Annotated in this window: 6 protein-coding genes; 1 reads left to right on the forward strand and 5 read right to left on the reverse strand. The window is 60.9% G+C overall.

Annotated elements, in window-relative coordinates; translation table 11 throughout:
- Window position 1: 1 nt before the first annotated feature.
- The 5 genes from IVB07_RS01480 to IVB07_RS01500 all read right to left on the reverse strand — a co-directional run bounded on the left by IVB07_RS01480 (window position 2) and on the right by IVB07_RS01500 (window position 18,408).
- Window positions 2–1,357 carry a hypothetical protein gene (locus tag IVB07_RS01480; protein ID WP_247360645.1) on the reverse strand — a complete coding sequence of 452 codons (1,356 nt, stop codon included), beginning with the start codon at window positions 1,355–1,357 and terminating at the stop codon, window positions 2–4.
- 124 nt (window positions 1,358–1,481) lie between these two features.
- Window positions 1,482–2,588 carry a trypsin-like peptidase domain-containing protein gene (locus tag IVB07_RS01485; protein WP_247360647.1) on the reverse strand — a complete coding sequence of 369 codons (1,107 nt, stop codon included), beginning with the start codon at window positions 2,586–2,588 and terminating at the stop codon, window positions 1,482–1,484.
- A 345-nt stretch (window positions 2,589–2,933) separates the two neighbouring features.
- On the reverse strand, window positions 2,934–9,566 hold the full coding sequence (locus IVB07_RS01490) for a hypothetical protein (RefSeq protein ID WP_247767448.1): 6,633 nt from the start codon (window positions 9,564–9,566) through the stop codon (window positions 2,934–2,936).
- 2 nt (window positions 9,567–9,568) lie between these two features.
- Entirely contained in the window at window positions 9,569–17,296 is a 7,728-nt protein-coding gene (locus IVB07_RS01495; RefSeq protein WP_247360652.1) for a methyl-accepting chemotaxis protein, read from the reverse strand.
- A 137-nt stretch (window positions 17,297–17,433) separates the two neighbouring features.
- On the reverse strand, window positions 17,434–18,408 hold the full coding sequence (locus IVB07_RS01500; protein WP_247360656.1) for a hypothetical protein: 975 nt from the start codon (window positions 18,406–18,408) through the stop codon (window positions 17,434–17,436).
- A gap of 124 nt (window positions 18,409–18,532) precedes the next feature.
- On the opposite strand from IVB07_RS01500, the gene IVB07_RS01505 reads away from it, so the two are divergent.
- Window positions 18,533–19,153, forward strand: coding sequence for a DUF3238 domain-containing protein (locus IVB07_RS01505; RefSeq protein ID WP_247360658.1), 621 nt, complete (start codon window positions 18,533–18,535; stop codon window positions 19,151–19,153).
- The last annotated feature ends 131 nt before the right edge of the window (window positions 19,154–19,284 follow it).

The raw sequence follows: 19,284 nt of genomic DNA on the forward strand, positions 1-19,284 counted from the left end.
GCTAAGCCTCCAAATGAACTGGAACGGCGCCTACGATCGCTCGCAGCGATTGGGCGATACCATACAACTTCTCAATGTCGCTCTTGAGTTGCCGATCGACTTCAACAAACTGCACCCGCGTCTTCATATGTAAATCCGAGAAAGCCTGCTCCAGGGACGCGACGAGCTGAAGGTACCGTTCGCTCAGTTCTGGCTTATCAGACGTTCCCCTTTCGATGTCGAGGACGCACGCATCGACGCGGTCCTCAGCCCTCTCAAGCTGCTTATCAGCGAGAAGACCTAAACCTGCCAATAATTTCAGCGTTGATTTCACGTCCGGCCATAGAGTCGTAAAGTCTTCCAGGACCAACTCGTCCGGATGCGCAAGCGTCTCGGCGAGAACCGACATATTGGTTTCGGTGAGCTGCATTTGATTGTGCACGGCCACGCGGCTAAAGAGTATTCGACTGATATCTCGGATCGTAGTTGGCGTCGAATTGACGGCGTTTTCGAATGATGTCTGCGATCTCAGCTCTTCAAGCTGTTTAGCGAGCTTTAAGAGCGGAAGGGATTTGGTGATCGCAAATATCAGATCATTCAGTCGGCCGAGCGTGTCGTCTGTTTCGTTGACAATGAGATTGATGTTAACTCGGACCTCTCCAAGGTCTCTCTTGTTTAGCCCGGTTTCGAGCTGTCTTCCGTATCGGCCTAGAAAATCGATCCATTGTTGTTCTATCTGGCGGTCTTGGGCTCGGTTCAAAGTGCTGACTTCGGCTCGGGAGGTGGAGAGCGTTGCGTCGATCTGCCGGTTATAGGAACGAAGCATTTCCTCCGAATCTGAGTCTGTCATGAATTTCTTGGCCTGCTTCAGCAAATTGCGTCGAGAGACCAATTGAAGTCGGTGAAGAGCGTCGTGGAGCGCTTTGTATCTCAGCAGGCTTTCGATTCCTTCGATAGCCTCATTCAGAACGGAACTGGATGAGCGGACCAACTGGTTGAGCTGTGAGGCCGACAATGAACTTCGAATGCGATCAAGCTGAGCAACGACCGCGTCGACCTTATCTGAAACGCTGGGTTCCGCATGAAGGGCTGCCGGCATTATGCGCTCGACCAGCTTCCGCAGCTTTGTTGAACCCTCGTCGGAATCTGATCTGTAACGAAGCACCAGAGCAACCAAATTCGTCTCTATACCTCGCCGGTCTGCCCAATCTAGGCAGTTCAAAACGAAGGCGCTCGGGCGATCCGAGGGGGGGACTTCCTTGATGACTCCTTCGCCGAAGCAAATGCGAAGTAACACATCCATGTCGTCGAACGTGCACACCTTCCCAATCGCATCAGCTAACGCGATTCGATCTGCCTGATTTTCAATGTCGCTCATGTGCAAATTGGCTCGCCTATCCATAGGATCGCCGACTGGAACATCCGATTATTCCGATCTCAGTTTGCGAATACCGGGCATGGAACGGTCGTTGCCTCGAATCCTGGAATCCATGATTCCGCGCCTAGCTCTTGGCCAAGGCCGCGCTGACTGCCGAACGGTTGCGGATCAGGGAAATAGGGATGCCTTCATTGAACGATGGGTTCAACCAGGCAGGGTCGCCCATGTGATGCAGTGCCAACAACGTCCAGTTGCCATCGAAACACGGCGAGCCTGACGACCCATGGTCTGTATTTGTCGAGTAGCGCACGCGCGTCCCATTTTTGTTTGATCCGAAATTCGCATCGGTGTCGAACGCCAGTTTCATGGGATCGCCCCGCGGATGCTGCACAATCATGATGGATAGTCCGGACGTGAGCGGAGGCTGCGCTGCGGGCAGATTGATCCAGCCCCTACGTACTGCACTTGCCGTTGCCGCTCCGATCGGTTCTTCGAGGCGCAGAAGGATGAAATCCAGCTCGTCTGCCGTCGGAAGCTCGCGGTCGGGAGAACCGTCTGCTTCCCCTTTTGAATACCGGCTCGCATCCACAACCCAATCGGATGCAAGCTTGACCACTGTACCGGGGTTGACGGTGCCATCGGAAAGTCTCTTGTAATCGAATCGGAACGCGACCTCCGGCGCCTGCAGCGGGTTCTCGATGACATCTTGAAGTACGTGGTAGTTTGTCAGCACTAGATCTGGGCCAACAAGAAAGCCGGTACCACGCGGCGCAGCGGACCGCTCCACACGGCAGACCTGCCGTTCGATTCTGACCAGCGATTCGCTCCAGACATTGATATCCAAAAGCGGCAGTTTCTTTTTGACGATCGCTTCAAATTCGGGGCCCGTGGCAGTCCTGGGGGCATTACCTAAAGCTGCTCCTTCTCTCTGCAGGGTGACGGGTGGAGCAGCGCCAAAATCACGATAAATCTCTTGCACAGGCTTTTTCTTGGTCCTCACAGCGTAGCTGGCCCGCACAAAATCGGGCAGAACGCCGCGCTTGTTTGTCCATCCTACAAGGTTGAACAGAAGCTCCTTGAGCGGTGCAGCCGTGTCGACGATGTTCTCCAATGGCTCATTGAAAACACTTAGAACAAGTTCATCCAGCTCCGCCTTGTTAAAGGCTTTAGCAAGCGCGTCACGAATTCTGATGAGATCCGTGCCGCTAAGTTCGACTGGCTGCTCGCTCATGTAACGCTCCTGAACTCCAGAACTGGCATCGCTGCCTCACGTATCGAGCGCTCCTCAAACCATTTAAAACATTGACGAATGGAAGCCACGAAAGCCGGTCAAGGCCTTTAAATTGTATCGAAGAATTCTACGCGCGGAAAGGTAATCCGCCAACTTGCCTCGGGCTTGTCCTGGTAGTTGAGTAGCGTGGATCTGGCCCGGCGGCGGCCGGTCTGGCGGCTGGTCAGCCCAGTGCAGGAGCCCCGAGTCCAGAGGGTAGCTCGGCATCCATGAGTTCGTTTTCTGGCGAACTCTCGGTCCAGCAGCCCGGCGGCACGTTGTCGAATTCTTGTCGTGCTACCCTCCTCAGTGCCTAACGATTGGAATTGGCGGGGATACGGCGATCACCCGGGCCTGCGCCTCGGCCATCGTGTTTAACCCCCCGGGCGACACGCTGACGGCCGGCTCGTCGTTGTTGACCGGCGAGAACAGCCAGTCAAAATCGAGTGTCGCGAGTTTTTCCTTATCAACTTCCGCGGCTTTCTCCTTGGCGGACGCGTGGAGCAGCGAAACGTCGGTCCAGAATTCGTGGCCCACCACCGGCGCTTCGACCGAAACGAACAGGCCGGCAGTCTTGAGACGCGGCACGGTCTTGACGGCGTCCGCGGGCACGATCCTGTCCAGCGTTCCATTGGAAAGCAGCGCGTAAGCCGCGACGCTGGCGTCGCCGGTGTCCGACTGTCGTAGGATCAGATAAACGCCGATTGCAAACACTTCCGGCGCGTTCACCCATTTGAGCTGGATGGTCGCCTTGGGCGGGTTACTCGTCTCGCCAGTATCATTGGCGTTCTGCAGGGTGATTTTCAGTTCGGTGAAGGCGCGCTGATGCGCGGGCGGTCCGACGATCCGGAAATAGAGATGGGCATTGGTCGCATTCCTGTTGTTGAAGCCGGTCGAGACTAGGTCGAAATAGCCCTGCTTGTATTTCGGCGAGGCCGACAGGTTCTTGTCACACAGGATCTGTGCGGGCGTCTCGAATTCGACCACGCGGGCAATCTGATCGCGCGGCTGATACGCCGGATCGTTCTTGACATCCACGGTCTTGCCGTTGGGTGCAACCAGCACCGCGGTCTTTTCGCGAGCGATCGCCGTTCGGCAGAACAGCTCCGCCGGCCTGCCCAATTCCTTCAGAAAATACGAGGTGATGATGCCGAGATGGCGATGCACATGGAGCGGATAGGGGCTGCCGAAGATGGACGGGCCGAGCCAGACCGGCGTCTTTGCAGCGCCGTTCAGTTCGAAGGTCAGCTCGTGGTGTTTGGCATCGAGCGCTGCGACCAGCTCGCGCACATGCCGGCGATCCAGCGACCAGGAATCCTTCTCCTTGCTGAATTTCGGCAGGTTCAGGAAGTCGAAGTCCCGGCCGGTCCTGGTCCATCTCAGGAAGGTCGGCGCGCTGGCCGAGGTGAGAAAGGCGGACATGCCCGGTGCGTTCAGATTGACCGGTGGGAGCTTGTCGGGGGGCTTGCCGTCAGCGCCTTTCACCGCAGGCGACCACTCGAAGCTCGCGAGCATCAACGGCGTGTTGATCTCGCCGCGCCCGGTGTTGGCCGTGCTCGTGGTCGCGAAGATCGACGCTGAATAGCGTCCCGGCGCCACCGGCTGATGGAGAATGGCAAGGCCCTGGACCCTCGCCCGGTCGACCATCGCGATCGGTACGAAATTGTCTCCCGAGGCCGGGGGAATGCCGTCGACGGCAAGCCGCGACGCACTCACCGTGATGCTTGTATCGTCCTGCTCCAGCTTCAGAATGGCAAACGATTTTGCCGTGCCCGGGACCACACAGGTCAGTTCGGCCGGCAGAACAATGCTCTTTTCGGGAACGATCCACCAGCAGCGCTCGCCGTCGAGCTCTTTATCGGATGTGCTCGCTTCCGTGGTCCAGTCGGGATCGATGTAGCGGCGCATGGCGGCGCCGACGAACAATTCTTCGATCGGTACCTCCTTGCCATACAGGGTGGCGGGTTTGAGCGTGAACATGGAATTCGGGTAGGCCGGCGCCGGCGCATCGATATTGTCGAAGGTAAGCCCCAATGGGCCCTCGCTTCGCAGCACCAGGCCGTGCGCAATGTTCTCATTCAGCCGGCGGTAGTCCAGGCGTGGATCGGGTCCGGCTTCCTTGCGTGAATCGAGAATCTCGAGAACATCCGTCTTGAAGCCATAGCTGAAGCCGGTCTTGACCTCCGAAGCGATGCGGTCGGCAAGGCCGCCGCGCGCAAAGGGCGGCTCCTGCAGTATGGCGGCGACGGGTGGCGCCGGGGTTCGATCGTCCTCGTCACCGGGGGTCGTGGTGAGCGGGATGAGGGCGCGCAACTGCGGACGGGTCAATTGGATGCGCGACAGATCTGCCAGCATGGCAACCCGCATGGTCCAGTGATGCGCGAGCGTCTTTGGCTGCGCGGCCGCCTGCCTGGTCGGGTCCTGCGTGGGCCAGGCGATGGCTTCACCGCGGCTGCGTTCCCGCAGCGCACCGGCATAGCGGGATCGCAGCCTGAAGCGATGGCGGAAATAGCTGGCGGACTCCGGATTCCAGTAGTTTTCCTGAAGCTTGGTCCTGGCCGGCAGCGGGTCGAGGGTCTTGGTGATGGTCTGTGCATCGATGTCCGGACGGTCGAAGAACGCTTCGAGCTCGAACTGGGCAAGCTCGTCCTTGCCGTCGTCGCCGAACTCGAGCCGAAGCGTCGGGTGCGGAACGGCGTCTTTGGCCGGCTTTCCGTCGAATCTGTACTGGCGGGGATTTAGAAAATGATAGATCGGCCGTCCCGTATTCCGCCAGCGTTGCGTCGTGACGTCGATCTCGGCGAGCAGCCGCCAGTGGCGGGCGGCGTCGGCGCCCGCTGGAAGCGCCGATGTCATCAGATCGAACCGGCGCGTGCGTTCGATGCCCTCGGCAGCAATCATGGCGGCTGCCAGTTCCATCGCCGGCTGGTTGCGATCCTGTGTCGGGTCGTCGGTCGCGAGCTCGGACATTCCGTCGCGCATGGTCTCGATGCGAACCGCGGCTGCCGGGAATGCCAGATATTTGCCCTGCAGCTTGCGTAGCGCATACTGCATCAGCCCCGGGTGGAAAACCGACGGATGATCGCTGTTTTTCTCGAAGCGTTCGCTCGGAACCAGAGAGTCGATCGACAGGCGGGCAACGATACCTTCCGGAACGGTCGCCGAGAAAGCCGGAGGATCTTGATGCAGGTTCGCCAGATCTACCGAATCTCCGGATTGCAAGGCGACCTTGAACTGAAACAGCTTGTCCAGTGGATCGAGGACGTAGAGCCGCAGACGGCGTGGCGTCCAGGGCGGATCGTCTCTGTCGCTTTCATCGATATCCCGGTACTTCACTTTTTCTTTTGCGATCATCCGGTCGATGAGATCGTGGAACTCGCGTGCAAACTTGCCAAGCGTTTCCTTGAGCGGAAGGGTCTGACGCGTGACGCCAAGCGCAGGCTCATGCCCGGTCAGCGTATCGTGGAGCGCCAGTTCAATCTGAATTTGTTCGACCGCCGGGTCAGGCAGCCTGTCGATCGATGCCGCAAGCCCAGGGTCGAGGTGACGCATGACGTAAGCCGAGATCAAGGCCTTCTCAAATAGCTTGACCGCATCTTTGATGGACTGCTCGTCTCCCGGCCGGAAGAACATATCCTCCCGCAGGTCGGCATTGGCGAACCACCGCTCGAAATCGAGATAGCCGACCCGTGGCGTCGAAACCGCGACGTTAACGGGGTCCGCGAGCCCTTGCTTCCAGAATTTCGTGCCGGCTTCCTTCGGGGCCAGCAGCAGCAGCGGATCGCTGACGTTGTCGCTCTTCTGCGCGTCGATATTGGCAAACGTCATCGTCGCCCGCTTCCCGTCGCCGGCGGTGTCGAGCACCAGACGCAGCCAGCCGGCGACGCTGTCGCTATCGGCCAGTTGTTGCGGGTCGAGTGTTGTCCCGCCGCACCTGACGTTCAGCCAGCGCTCGAACGATCCTGACTTCTTCACCCTGAATTCAACGCGGACAGCTATTTCCGAAATGGCAGTGAAACCGGGCACCGTCGCTTCATTGATCACGAACGTCGCATCGCCGGAATCGGAAGGAAATTTCGCCGGCCGGTCGAAGAACCGCAGGGTCAGCGTTTCGGGAACGCCGTCGAATTCGATGTCGCTGAGCCGCCATTCGGAATTCTGCCTGGCGGCCATCTTTCCGCTGCCGTCGGCTTCGCGCAGGATATCCCGGACCGCGGATTCTTTCGGGTGAGCGAGCAGGGCTACGCGCGGATAGTCCTTTGCAAGCGGGGTCACGCCTGCGATCTCCGCGCCGATCCGCGGCGCGCGGCCGGTTGCCGGCATCTCCGCCACCGTCATCTGCGCAATCGCGGTGCGACGCTGATACGGTGCGGTTCCAACAAGCAGAGGCGACGGTGGCGGTTCCGGCAGCGGTGGCGCTGCGGGGCCCGGCTGTGGCGGCCCGGCTTTCGGCATCCACGGCGAAGCCGGGTCCAGTTGCAGGGCAAGCGGAAGCGTTCCGGCGTTGGTGGTGACGAAGCTGAAGGTGTTGAACGCCCGGCCATAGGCCAAACGAGGGACCTTGGCGAATCCGTCCTCGTCGGTGTGAGGATCGTGCCGATAGAATGGCTGCCGTTTTGCGTCGTGCGGCTCGGAATCGCTGTCGATGATGCGGGCATCGATCGCGCGATCGGAGAACGGAAATCCCTGATACTCGATGAACATCGGGCTGCGGCCGTTGCTTGTCGCGGGCAGCATGGGATGAATGGCGGCCTTGACGTCGATCGGATCGTCGTGACCCGCGGTCGGCGGCGTCCAGCCGAGGTCCGTCAGGTTCGCATGCGCCCACAAGTCCGCCCCGGAACTGTCCACGCGCTGGACGGCGACGGCGATGCCATTGAGGTGTTTGGCGAACTCGTCGACCTTGCTGCCGTTGATGTTGGCCGCGATCTGAATGGCCAGCGGCTGCGGCGCGCGGTCGGGAATGAACCGGGCGCTCGGGTCATTGAGGAATTTCAGCGGTTCGATGGCCCCGTAAAACGCCATTCGCAATTGAAGCCGCAAGGCAAAGTACGCAGTGGCTGGTACTCTGGCGATGTCGGGCTGGATGAGAACATCCGTTAGGCCCGGCAGTTGTTTCGGCTTGTTGAAGAAGCGGGCCTCGTAAAACGAGCTTGTGCGCAGAAGCTTTAGAAGATAGGCGGAAGTCGTGCGGGGTTTTTTCTTTTTGGTGCTTGGATGATCTTCTGCGTAGCTCAACAATGCCAGGACAAACGTGCTTCCGGCCGCGCGCCGGATTGCTTCAGCGCCATTGAAGGGACTGTCGAGCAAGGCCCGGTAGTCGGTCCAGGCCGCATCGACAGCACGCTGGACCAGCGGGCGCAAATTGGCGTCGTGTGTGATTTCGTTCGCAAGCAATGCCGAAAGCCTGTCGCTGGGGACCGGTGACGAGCCGTCTGCCGTTGTTTCGACGGTTTCGATCAGACGGACGATCGCCGCTTCCGCTCCGGCTTCGTCGTGAAGAGCCTGCTCGAGTTCAAGCAACGCCCGTGACATGGTTTGCGCCGTCTGGCCCTTGATCGAGATCAGATAATTGGCCGACGCATCGTCGATCTTCTGGCCTGGCGTCTGAAAATCCTCGAGCAGCGCGGTAACGAGTGTCTGCTCGTCGAACACTTTTGGCGCGGCGGGCAAGCCGTAGACGTGCCGCAGCGCTTTGACGAAAAGCGCATCTTTCTGGTCCGGCGTACCACCCCTTCTTGACATCAAAGGGCTGCCTGCGACGATCACATGTCGGATCGCCGCTGCGAGGCCAGATCTGTCAACCAGCTCCGGATCTGGTGAGGCAAACTCCCGTTCGATGCGCGCGATCAATGCTGATACAAAGGGCGCAAGTACCTCGCCTTCGCTGGCCCCGACCCCGGCGCCGGACGTCGGAGGAACGGGCTTGAGCAGGGCGAAGACCAGATTGTCGAGGGCCGAAACCAGTCGCGTTGCGGCGTACCACGATGCTGCCTTGCCATCCCAATAGAACTCGGTCGGCTTGTTGGGCTGCTCCACCGTCCTGATCTGAATCTTGAACAGTTGTTCGAAGGCTTCGGTGTCATCCGCGCTGGTTCCGTGCGGAAACAGCCCGTAATTGGCGGTCATCAGCGATGCCGCGCGTTCCTCCAGCCAGACAAGCAGACGGCGCACGTTCTCGGCGTCGCCATCGACCTTGATATATCCGTCGTCCGTGAAATTCGAATCGATTGTGGACGGAGAGAACGGTTTGGTGATCCCTTCGCCGATCAGATTGGCGCGGCCGGTCACGTTCCCGAATCCGCCTTGCGGATCGTAGTCGTAATCGAGGACGACTTCGTCTCCGGTGTGCTCAAGCACGAAACCAGGCACCGCTGGCGCACCGGTGAGGTGAGTGAAATAGGGCAGGATGACGAATTTCCCGGCGGCGATTCTGTCCCTTGCGACCCGAACGACATGCGTCAGGCCGAACCGGTGCGCGACCGGCGCGTTCCAGGACTGCGCCGCGCGCAACCGGTGGCTCGCGTTCGCATCGTCAGCGTCGACGACGATGCGGGCCTGGGAAGACAGGCTGGTCCAGTACCTGTCCGTCCCGGTGGTCGGCTTCTGGCTGTCGAGCCAGTCGCGCAGAACTTTCGGGTTCTCGGTCGCAAGGCTACCGGACGTGCTGTGGACAGGACCGGCATAGTCGAGCTGCCATCCGGGTCCGGACGACACCTCGTACAGATGGAATTCTACTTTGAGAGCCGCCGAGAGAAAATCGAGATACTGCTGCTTGCCTTCGTCCTCTTCGACCTTGACATCTCCCGCGGTCGTTCCGACGCAATCCAGGCTCAGATTGACGGCGAAGGAAAAGGTTTCCTGACTTGCGTCGCTCGAGTGAAATGCGGTCGGCTCCTGGTCGACCAGACATTGAAGAATCGGGTTAGGCAACGCCATGTCTACTTCCTCGCCGCATCAAGCGTCTTGGCGGCGCTCTGCAATTTGTCGATGTTGGCCTTGAGCTTCGGATCGGTCGGCTCGACGCTGGCGTCGGCGCTGACCGACGTCTCGGACTTGCCGCCGCGCATCTTGTACTTGGCGTTGGCGTGCGCGGTGATCTTGAAGAATTTGGAGATGCGGATCTCGACGGTGAGCGAACCGTCGGCGTCGACCTGCCCGTCGTCGCGGTAGGTCATTCGCAGCATCAGCACGATGCCGATGGTGACGAGGCCGGCGACGTCGACGTGGCCGCAGATGACGAGGACGGCCGAAATCGACAGGCCGCCGCCCGGCTTGCCGATCACCTTGCGGTAGGAGAGAGTGCCCGACAGCGTGATGAAGACCTGGCCTACGAACGGGCCGAACGCGAAAGCGAGCGACGCCGAGCCGCCGGCGCCCGCCTCGACCGTGACGGTGAGCTCCTTGTCGAACGGGCGGTACTCGGCCTCGATCTGGATGTAGCCGGCGCCGCCGATGATGAAGATGGAGAAGATGAAGGGCCGCTCGATCGTCGACAGATTGAAGCGGTTGGACAGCAGGAAATCCGGAAACGCCAGCAGCTTGAAGTGATTCTCGATCGAGATGTTCGAGACGCCGCTGGTGCCGAAATTCAGCGATATCGGCGGCAGTGCGAAGTCATGCTGCACGCCGACGGGAATTCCGTTCAGCTTGATGAGTTGCAGGCCGCCGACCTTGTTGGGAAACAGCGTCCCCAGGAAATCCTGGATGAACTGGAACGTCGGGTTGAGACGGATATTCTTCGGATCGAATTCGATCTTCAGGCCCGATTCGCGGGTGAAATTCAGCGCGAAGTTCTCGAACCGCACCATCGACTGGCCGCCGACAACGAGATCGACCACGGTGCCGATGCGGCCAAAGCCGGTCTCGGTTACCTTGTCCTGGTCCTTCGAGGCCTCGAGCCGGACCTGCCCGGTCAGCCGCATGTCGACGAAGTCGGCCTTGAAGACGCCGATCGAGAACAGGCTGCGGCGGCCGCCCATCGGCGCGTCGATGTCGACCTGGACCCAGGCCCGCGCCTGCTTCTTGTCGAAATCATGGGTGAGCCGCACCGCGTCGCCGACGCCGGACGGGATCTTGTAGCCCTTGAGAAGGTTGTCGAGCTTGCTGCCGCCGAAATTGCGGAACACCTTGCCGATATCGAAATTGGGAAGGTCGGCCGGCAGCAGGCGGTCGCCGATCTTGTCGAACGGCAGCGAAAGCCCGAGCGCCTTCAATTCGTCGCCGAGCCGGTTGAACAGCGCATTGGCCTTGGTGGTCTGGACGATGTCGCTGAGCTCGTCATACCCGGACCGGATGCGGTCGATGTCGGCCTTCAGCGCGGCGATTTCCGGCGCGGTGGTGACGGCGGAATAGAGCTTGAGGATATTGCTCGGGGCGGCCATCAATCCGCCGGCATCGAGCCGGCTGGCGGCGGTGAAGACCCGATCGGCATACATGCGAGCGGTCTCGGTCGACCGCGCCAGATCGTTCTGCAGCCCGCGAACCGAATGGTCGAACGCATTGACGGCGGCGATCAGATCCTCACCCTCGCGGGCGAGTGTCTCGGCGCTGCCGAGTGTTTGCCTGATCCGGCTGTCGAGGCCAGTGAATACGTTCTGCAGGTCGCCGACTTTCTTGTCGAAATAGGCCTTGCCGTCCTTGGCGAGGTCTTCAAGATAGCTTTTTGCCTTGTCGACGGTGTCAAAGGCTGCGCTACAGGCGCTGGACACCTGCTCGAGCGCACCGAGCACCTTGACGTCAAGCTTTCGGATCGGCGCTTCGATGGCGTCGCTCAGCGCAAAAAGATTCTCCCGAATCAGCTTGAGCGCCGTTTGGGTATCCTGGAAATCTCCGTCACTCAGGGGCTTCAATACCTCTTCGAGAGCGGGGCGAAGCACATACTCCCTCACGGCGGTTTGCAGCAGGCTTTGCGGCGCCAGCGCGAGTTGCACGGCGCTGAGGGCTCCCTGAATGTCTCCGATCAGGCCGTTGAGGCTGCCTTCGAGGGTGTGCACGTCCGCGCGGAACTCATCGACCGCGCTCTGCACGCGTTTCGTCGTCTTTTCGACGACAAAGTCGAGCAGCGTGCCGAGGTTGACCAGTTCGTTTTCGATCGGCTTGATCGTGGTCTCGACGGCGGTTTTGAGATTGCCGAGTTCGGCGTCGACTTTCGGCCAGATCGCCAGAAGCTGATCCTTGACGGCGGCAAAGCCCGCGTCGGAGAGCTCCTGCGCAACCTCGACCACATCCCTGGCCTTGTCCGCCAGCGAGGTGACGATGCCGCCGAGTTGCCCGGCGACCGCCTTGATTGTCGATCCGGCCTGGTTCAGGAGATCGTCCGCCATGTTGGCAGCGCTCTCGACGCTGTCGCGGCCGGAAGCCACGACGGTCTTCGCCTGGACGGCCACCGCTTTCAGTCCGTTGAGTGCGAGGTTGGCTTTGTCCTTCAGCCCCGCATTGATGCCGGCATTGCCGTCAATGTCCGTTATTGCCTTGTCGATCTCGGTGATTGCCTTGTCGATGGTGCCGGTTCCGGAAGCCGGGACCAGTGTATTCAGGGCCTTGCGGGCATCGTTCAGATAGGGCTGCAGGATGTCCTTGAGCGATCCGATGTCGGAAAGCGCATCGCTCCTGCTTCGCGCGATATCGCCGAGTGCTTTGGCGAGATATCCGCCGACAGCCTGGCTGGCGTCATTCAGTTCGGTGGCGAAGTGCTGGCGGGCTTCGTCGATCAGGCTGGCGACGTCGCTTTCGATATTGCTCGCGCATGCCCGCAGTCCGGCGTGAAACGCCTTGCGGCGCTGGTCGGACCACGGCTTGTCCCGGTCGTAGCCCGCTACGAACTGGTCGATGCGCTGCCGGGCGCGATCGACGGTCGCATCGAGCTCTGCCTCGAGATTGAGAACGACGGCACGGGCTTTCTCTACGCCTTCATTGGCTTTCCCGACATCCCGGCTCGCTTCATCGAACAACGGCCGCAGGTACTTTACCCCGACGTGGAGAAGAGCGTTAACGGCCTCCGCCTTGGTCTTGATTTTTGTATGCGGAGGATACGTCCCGCCCAAGGTATTGGAAGGGTCGGGCTCGTCGTCCGGGTGCTCAAGTTCAGGAAGAATTCGTTCCGCATCCGCCGTCCAGTCGTGCAACGCGGTCCGGATCAGCATTTCCTTGCGCTTGATGACGCCTATCGCGTCACTCTTCAGTTTGTCGCACGGGTTCTCGACTGCGAGCAAGTTGGCGCCCAGCTTCGAGCCGGCAAGGAAGCCTTTTGCCTGATCGAAGCCCTTGCCAAGGTCGTTCTTGAGTGTGGCGGGCAGACCGGTCCATTTCTGCGCAAGGTCCGCGAGCGCGGGGGAAATTTGAGCAGCGTCCTTTTTTTCGATTGCCTCCCGGAGGGTCATGATTGCGTTAGAATATTTCCGGGAATCGTCGCTGCCGCCGGTGCCGTCACTCGCCCAATATTTGAGAGCCTGGATTGCCTCCGGTTCGTCCTTTGCCGCCAGCGACACGGCCGAGCCGAGCAGCGTCGCGAGGTCCGGCTTCAGCGTCTTTGCTTCATCGGCTGCGTGCGTTGCGCGCATGAAGCTCGCGCTGCCGAGACCCGCATAGACCGGCTTTTCCGCGCGACCGGCATTGATGGCCGCCTTTTGTGCCGCTGGCGCGAGACGCCAGGTAAAACGACGAAGTCCGGGAAGGATGCGGCTGACCGACGGACGCCGTTGCTCGAAGCCCGAAGGGTGGTCGTCGGGCTGGCTCGACGATCTCTGATCCGCCGTTTCGGCAATCGCCTGCGCAGTCGGCATGTTGGGGAAGTCGAGGTTGAGCCGCGACACCCAGGTGTCGCTCTCCGCCGTCGTCGTGGTGCTGAAGTCGGCGAAGAAGAACAGGTAGTCCGGATCGAGGCATTCCTGTGCGACAACCGGCTTCTCGCCATCGCCTTCGCAGGTCGACACGAAGGCGATGTCGGGCATCGGATAGACCTGAGGGCGTTCGCGTGCGCTCAACCGGTTCCACAGCGGGATTTCCCAGCCGAAGTCGCCGACGTCGTGAGCCCAGGCGCTGTCGACATTGATGATCCGCGAATTGAAGCGCACGCGCTCGAGGAAACCGGCGCTGCGCTGCGCCGCCGTGCTGAAGTCCGGATAGTTGCGCTCCGGCTGCAACAGTTCGATATATTCGCGGACCTTGCGCAGGATTGGCCGGCGCGAGCGCGTCTGGTTGGGATCTTCTGCCTGCTTCGGCGCGAACTGCGGCGGCAGGTTGACCGTGCGCTCGTAGACCACGACGTGCTTGGCGCGATGCCAGAATGCGCAGATGCGTCCGAGCACCTCGACCTGCTGGCGCTGGACAAAACCGTTGCGCGTCTCGCTGATGATCCTGACCTTGCCGCCGAGGAATTCGCCCTTCTGCACGGCATCGCCGCCAATCGGCGACAGCGCGATCTGTTCGATGGCCCCACCGCTGGATTGCGGCGCGCGCAGCAGCGTCCTGAACAAATTGAGCGATTCGACCGGCCACAGCGCGCCGCCGCTCAGACCCTGCGGATGGTGCCGCGGATAGAAGGCCATCTCCGGCGGCACCTGTGCCGGATCGATTCCGCCGATCTTCGGCGGCGCTGCGTAGTCCGTGTCGCTTTCCGGAGCATCGGCCGAATACTGGTCGATCACGGGCGCGCGGTGCAGGGCGGTGTGACGCAAAGCGAATTGGGCGCCGTCGGTGAAGCGCGCGGGCGTAAAGTCGATCGCCGAATCGAGATCGCGCGCCCAGACTTCCAGCCGTTCCGGCCGGCGCGCGACTGCACTCCGAAGCGCGTTCCAGCGCGCGGCGAGCTGCGCCTCGGCGTCGGTCTCGTGTGGACGTCCGGTCAGCTTGCCGGTCAGCGCTTCGATCTCGGCGACGCGCGCGCCACGCGAAATCGAGTGCTCGCGCGAGACATCGATGCCGACCGCTAGGCCGTAGAGGAATTCGGCGCGCAGGAATCCAAGCGCGGCGCCCACTCCATATTCGCCGTGCTGCCGGAAGATTTCGTAACTGGTCGACTCCGGCATGAAATAGCCGCGTTCGACGTCGCTCGGATGAATCCAGATTTCCGCCGACGGCGTCAGACGAAATTCGACCGCGCGACGCCGCATCTGGTCCGGTATCGGCTTTCCGTGGTTGTCTATGATGACGTTGTTGTGCTGGTCTTTCTGATAGAGAAAGGGCCGCGGCGGCGTTTCGCTGTCATCGACCAAGTCATGAATTTCAAGACGCCGCGGCTTGTCGGCGCTTTCGCCCACGGCCTGCGGCGGCAGGACGTAGTGGTAGAATTCGGAAACGCGCTTGTACTGCCAGAGCCGGTCATCGCCGGAATAGTCCGCCACGGAAGCGTTGCTTGCCTCGCCGCGGTCGTAGAGCGAACGATGGGTGAAGCGAAAGATCGTGAAGGGCTCGGACGACAGCACCACATAGGTGCGATCACCGGTTTCCGGGCTGTCCTCGTGGAGGGTGGCCTGCAGCCGCCGGTCCTGCGTCGGCGAAATCGTCTCGGTCGCGGTCAGCCATAACTGCCCCGGCAGATCGGCGCCATCCGTCGGCGGAGGACCGAGGGGAATCAGAAGTGGAGCGGGCCGCTCGGTACGATCGTTCCTCGCCACGTCGACGCCCTTGGGCTCGACCCGCGCCGTCCGGATGGAGAGGCTGAGTTCCACGGCGATGCGTCCGTCTGGATAGGTGAGGATGGGCGCGCCGTCGCCCAATCCCAGCCGGGTGCCGCGTCCGCCGATCCGCAGATAGCCGCTCTTGTCTGGGCCGCCCTTTTTCGTACCTGCAAATTGCAGCGAGGAGAGCCGCCCGATCCAGGCCTTGCTTGCTGTGGCGTTGACCGCGAAGGAAGCAAAGAACGCAGGGCCATTATCGACGTCAGTGAAACTCTGCGGCGGCCAGTCCTTGTCACGCGTCAAGTTGAGCGTGAGCTTGATGTCGTCGGTCTCAAAGAAGGCCAGCTTGCTCGCTTCGACTTCGAGTTCGAATTTGTCCTCGTCCCCGGTTTCATCGGTACCGTCGATCAGAAGCGCCTTGTCCGTGATGCTGAGCCGCATGCCTGGCCGCCGCCACGCCTGGTCGCCGTCTCCGCGCGCCCGCCGGCCCCATGCGATGGTGCCGTCGGCGTCGCTGAAGCGTGCCGGAAGCGGTGTGCCATGGAGTGAGAAGCGCACCCATTTGCGGTCTGCCGTTGTCGCCAGATCGGGAAGGAAGGAGTGCGGCTGACCCGCCTCGCCGGCCTCGAGCGCATCGCGAACGGTCTGGAACGAATAGGCGGCCTGCGCCAGCAAGCCCGCCCGGAAGACCGTGTCAGTGTCGACGGCCGCGGTCAGTTTTCCCGCTTTGTCGGTCTGCTCTGGCCAATGCAGCCGGATCGTGACCTGAGGCGACCAGTCGGCGTCGCGGTCGGCGGTCCAGATGCTGTCGCGCGAAATCTCCCACGACAGCTCGCAGTCGGTCGAAAGCGTGCCGCCGGTCGCGAGCCAACCCTCGACCTTCGCGTTGTCCTCGCCGGTTTTGGCGTCCGCAAGCCCGAACTGGGTGCCGTCGGCGGTCCGGCCGTCGAGCTCATCTTTCAGACGGATGCGCAGTCCCCGGCTGTCTCCCTGCAACTCGTCGCCGTCGGTGTCGTGCGACGCTGCTTGCGTCACCGTCGCACGATAGATCAGGGCGCTGCGGTGGCTCCTGCCGCCGTCTCCGGCGCTGATGGAGGCGAAGCGAAGGCTGGAATCGGGGATGCCGAGATTGGTCGGACCCAGCCAGTCGGCGTCCGATACCGTGATCCCATACGGCCAGAGGATATCCTGGACCACGGCCTTGCGATTCAGCGGCCAGAACCGGCCGGTGACGCTGGCTTTGCGGCGGTAGAGCGCGAATTTGTTGCCGGCGCCGAGCCCATATTCCGAGAGGCCGAATTTGCCGAGCTGCTTGTTCTTGTCTGCCGGTGCGCTGTTGCCGAGGAAAGGAAAGGATGTGTCGTCCGTGTTGGGCGGCTGTGTCAGGTTGGGAAGTGCGTCGTCCTTCTTCCAGCCGGCGACCAGGGTGTCGATGCCGAGGAGGGCCGCCGGCACCGGCGCGAGACTGTAGACGGCAGAAAACGGGAAAGCCCTGGTCTTGTCGTCGTCGCGGCTGGTGCGCCGGACCGGGAAGGGCAGGTGAAAGCTGAAATAGAACAGCGGGCGGTCCGTGCTGCAAATTCCGAGGGCGGAGTGGACCGTCGTGCCGCTCTTGTACTGGCATTGCGTGACCAGCGGCCACTGCACATCAAGAATAGGCGTCGCCCCCCTTTGGTCTTTCGGTTCTCGATACTGTTCGAATAGGAAGGCGCCGCGAAACACCAGCCAGCTCTTGTTTTTCGTCAGGCTTGCCGGCGGGTTGGTGGTGTCGAGCCAAATCGCGACCTCCTTGGTCGCGTCCTGGAACAAGGCGGCTGCGTTTTCCGGGCTGATGTTGAAAAGATGATCGGTCGGCAGGTTCGCCGGCTGCGGAGGATCGGCCGCATTCTGTGTTGGATACCAGCGCAGAAAAGCGCGGCGCGGCGCAGTTTCCGGGTCGCCAAGCCTCACCGCATAATGGATTTCGACAACGCCCTTGGCGATTTTGTCTGTCAGCGCAGGCGTCGGCGGCCAATGAAAATTTCCGTAAAGCCTGAATGCTAGAGCCACGTACTCCCCCCAAGGCAAATCCCAAGGCGAAAATCGTCAACACGCCGGCCGAGAAGCCGGATCCCGGGTACCGTGGCCGTCACACCCCTGCGAACCACCGCCCCCGATGCATATTCAAAATCATTTGTGTCGTGGCGCTAGGCGGCCACGGCAAAGTGAATATGGTTCTTGTGGTCTTCGAGAACCGTCGCATCGTATTCATGCTTTACGCCGGCGCCGTAGTTCCACTTGTTGCGATCACCCTCGTTGACAACGGCGGCGTCGAAAATGACCTCTTCGATGCCTAGCTCTTTGACCTTGGCATCGGTTGCGACCTGCGGAAGCAGGCTGGCTGCGAAATCTGGGCCGATATTGACGGCCCGCCCCGCAACGTGAAGGGCATCCGTGGACGGCAGCAGCAGGTCGCGAATCCGGACGGGCTTCTCCGGCGACGACATCTTCGACAATTCAAGCACGAGCTTCTGGAGCTTTCCGGTTATCTGGGTGCCGCTGGTGTTCTTTCGCAGCAACTGGTCTTGAAGTTCTCCCTTGCCTGGATCGAAGGTGATCGTCTTTTTTTCGATCATTTCCTGAAGCTGCTGGTCGAGCGGCACTACGGCGCCCGCGGGCTTGGGTTGCTCGGCAGGCTTGTCACCCGGGTTTATTCCGAAATAGGCGTACGCAGCCGAGACAGCGAGACCGAGCCAGGTGGTGCCAAGATCGGATACTGTCTTGCTGGCGCTCGGATAGAGCATGACGCCGACGACCAGCGCAGTAACGCCGGTAAATATCCAGACGAACAGAAATATCCCCACGACGGAGTTGGTGGTCCAGATCCCGGCAGTAGACTCCGGGCGGAAACCTCCGATGCCGGGGGCATCGCCCGCTTTCGTCACGCTGAGCTGCGCGATGACCAGCGCCGAGACCAGCCCACCGACGGTCGTGAGGACGTAGACATAGCCGGGCCCGATAGCATCCAGCGCCTTCTTGGCCCCCTCGAGGGCAGCCGCATCCAAGCCTTCCTTGTTCGCGGCGAGGATCTTGAAGATCAGGTTGAAGGTCGAGCAGGAAAACAGGGCCAGCAACACCAAGGCCAATATTGCTCCGAAAGCGGCCCCAAAACGGTTGCTCATTTTCAAATATCCAAAAAACAGACCGTCGGAAAAATTAAGACTATCAATGCAACCTCGGGTAAGTCAAACTCAAAGTTGTTTTTTTGCTTCAAGCTACCGAATGACCTTTAGTCCGGAGAAATCGATGGCATTGAAGATTTGGATTTGCAGTTTCATCCCCAAGGACATCGCCAACTACACGAAGCCCGTGCCGAACGGCGGCGGAAAGACGATGATCCCAGGTCCGCCGCTGACCAATTGCTACCTGACCGATCAGCGCACCTTCTCGAACTCGCCGACTGCTTCGTCGCGCACCCGTTCGACGGTCGAGGTCGATAATGCGACGATGAGCCTCACTACGCAGAACCACCATTGCGACAATACCGTGGAGGTGGGGTGCACTGACGGCAGCGAGAAATGCAATAAGACGCCGGATTCGGGCAAGCTGAAGATAAACGGCGCTACATCCACCGGGACGAAATGCTCGTTTGTCTTCGATGGCGGTGCCGGTAATCCGTGCGCCGGATCTGCCGCGCCTGACATTGACTGGCTTGTCAAGGTCACCGTGGAGAAGCAGGGCAATAGCATCTCCGTCAGGCTGGACAATGGCAGCCTTGTCGAGCCGTTCCCGGCATTCGAGATGTATGCCTCACTCAACGGCGCGACGAAAATGCTTTTTCAGCGATCGCCGGACCCGGGCGCCACGCCGTGGGGTTTGTTCGGGCCGCCGAACAAACCGGTCACGGGGAGCGTGGTGTTTCCATGATTGATTGCGGCGGCGAAGCCTGACGCTGACCAGGGACGCAACGGCTCGAGCTAAGCGTTTATGATCGAGGCGGAGCGCCTTTGACGATCCGGCAGAGAGCCCAAGGGAGCAAATAGCCGCCCGGCACCGTG

The sequence above is a fragment of the Bradyrhizobium sp. 172 genome, from assembly GCF_023101065.1.
Lineage (GTDB): Bacteria > Pseudomonadota > Alphaproteobacteria > Rhizobiales > Xanthobacteraceae > Bradyrhizobium > Bradyrhizobium canariense_D.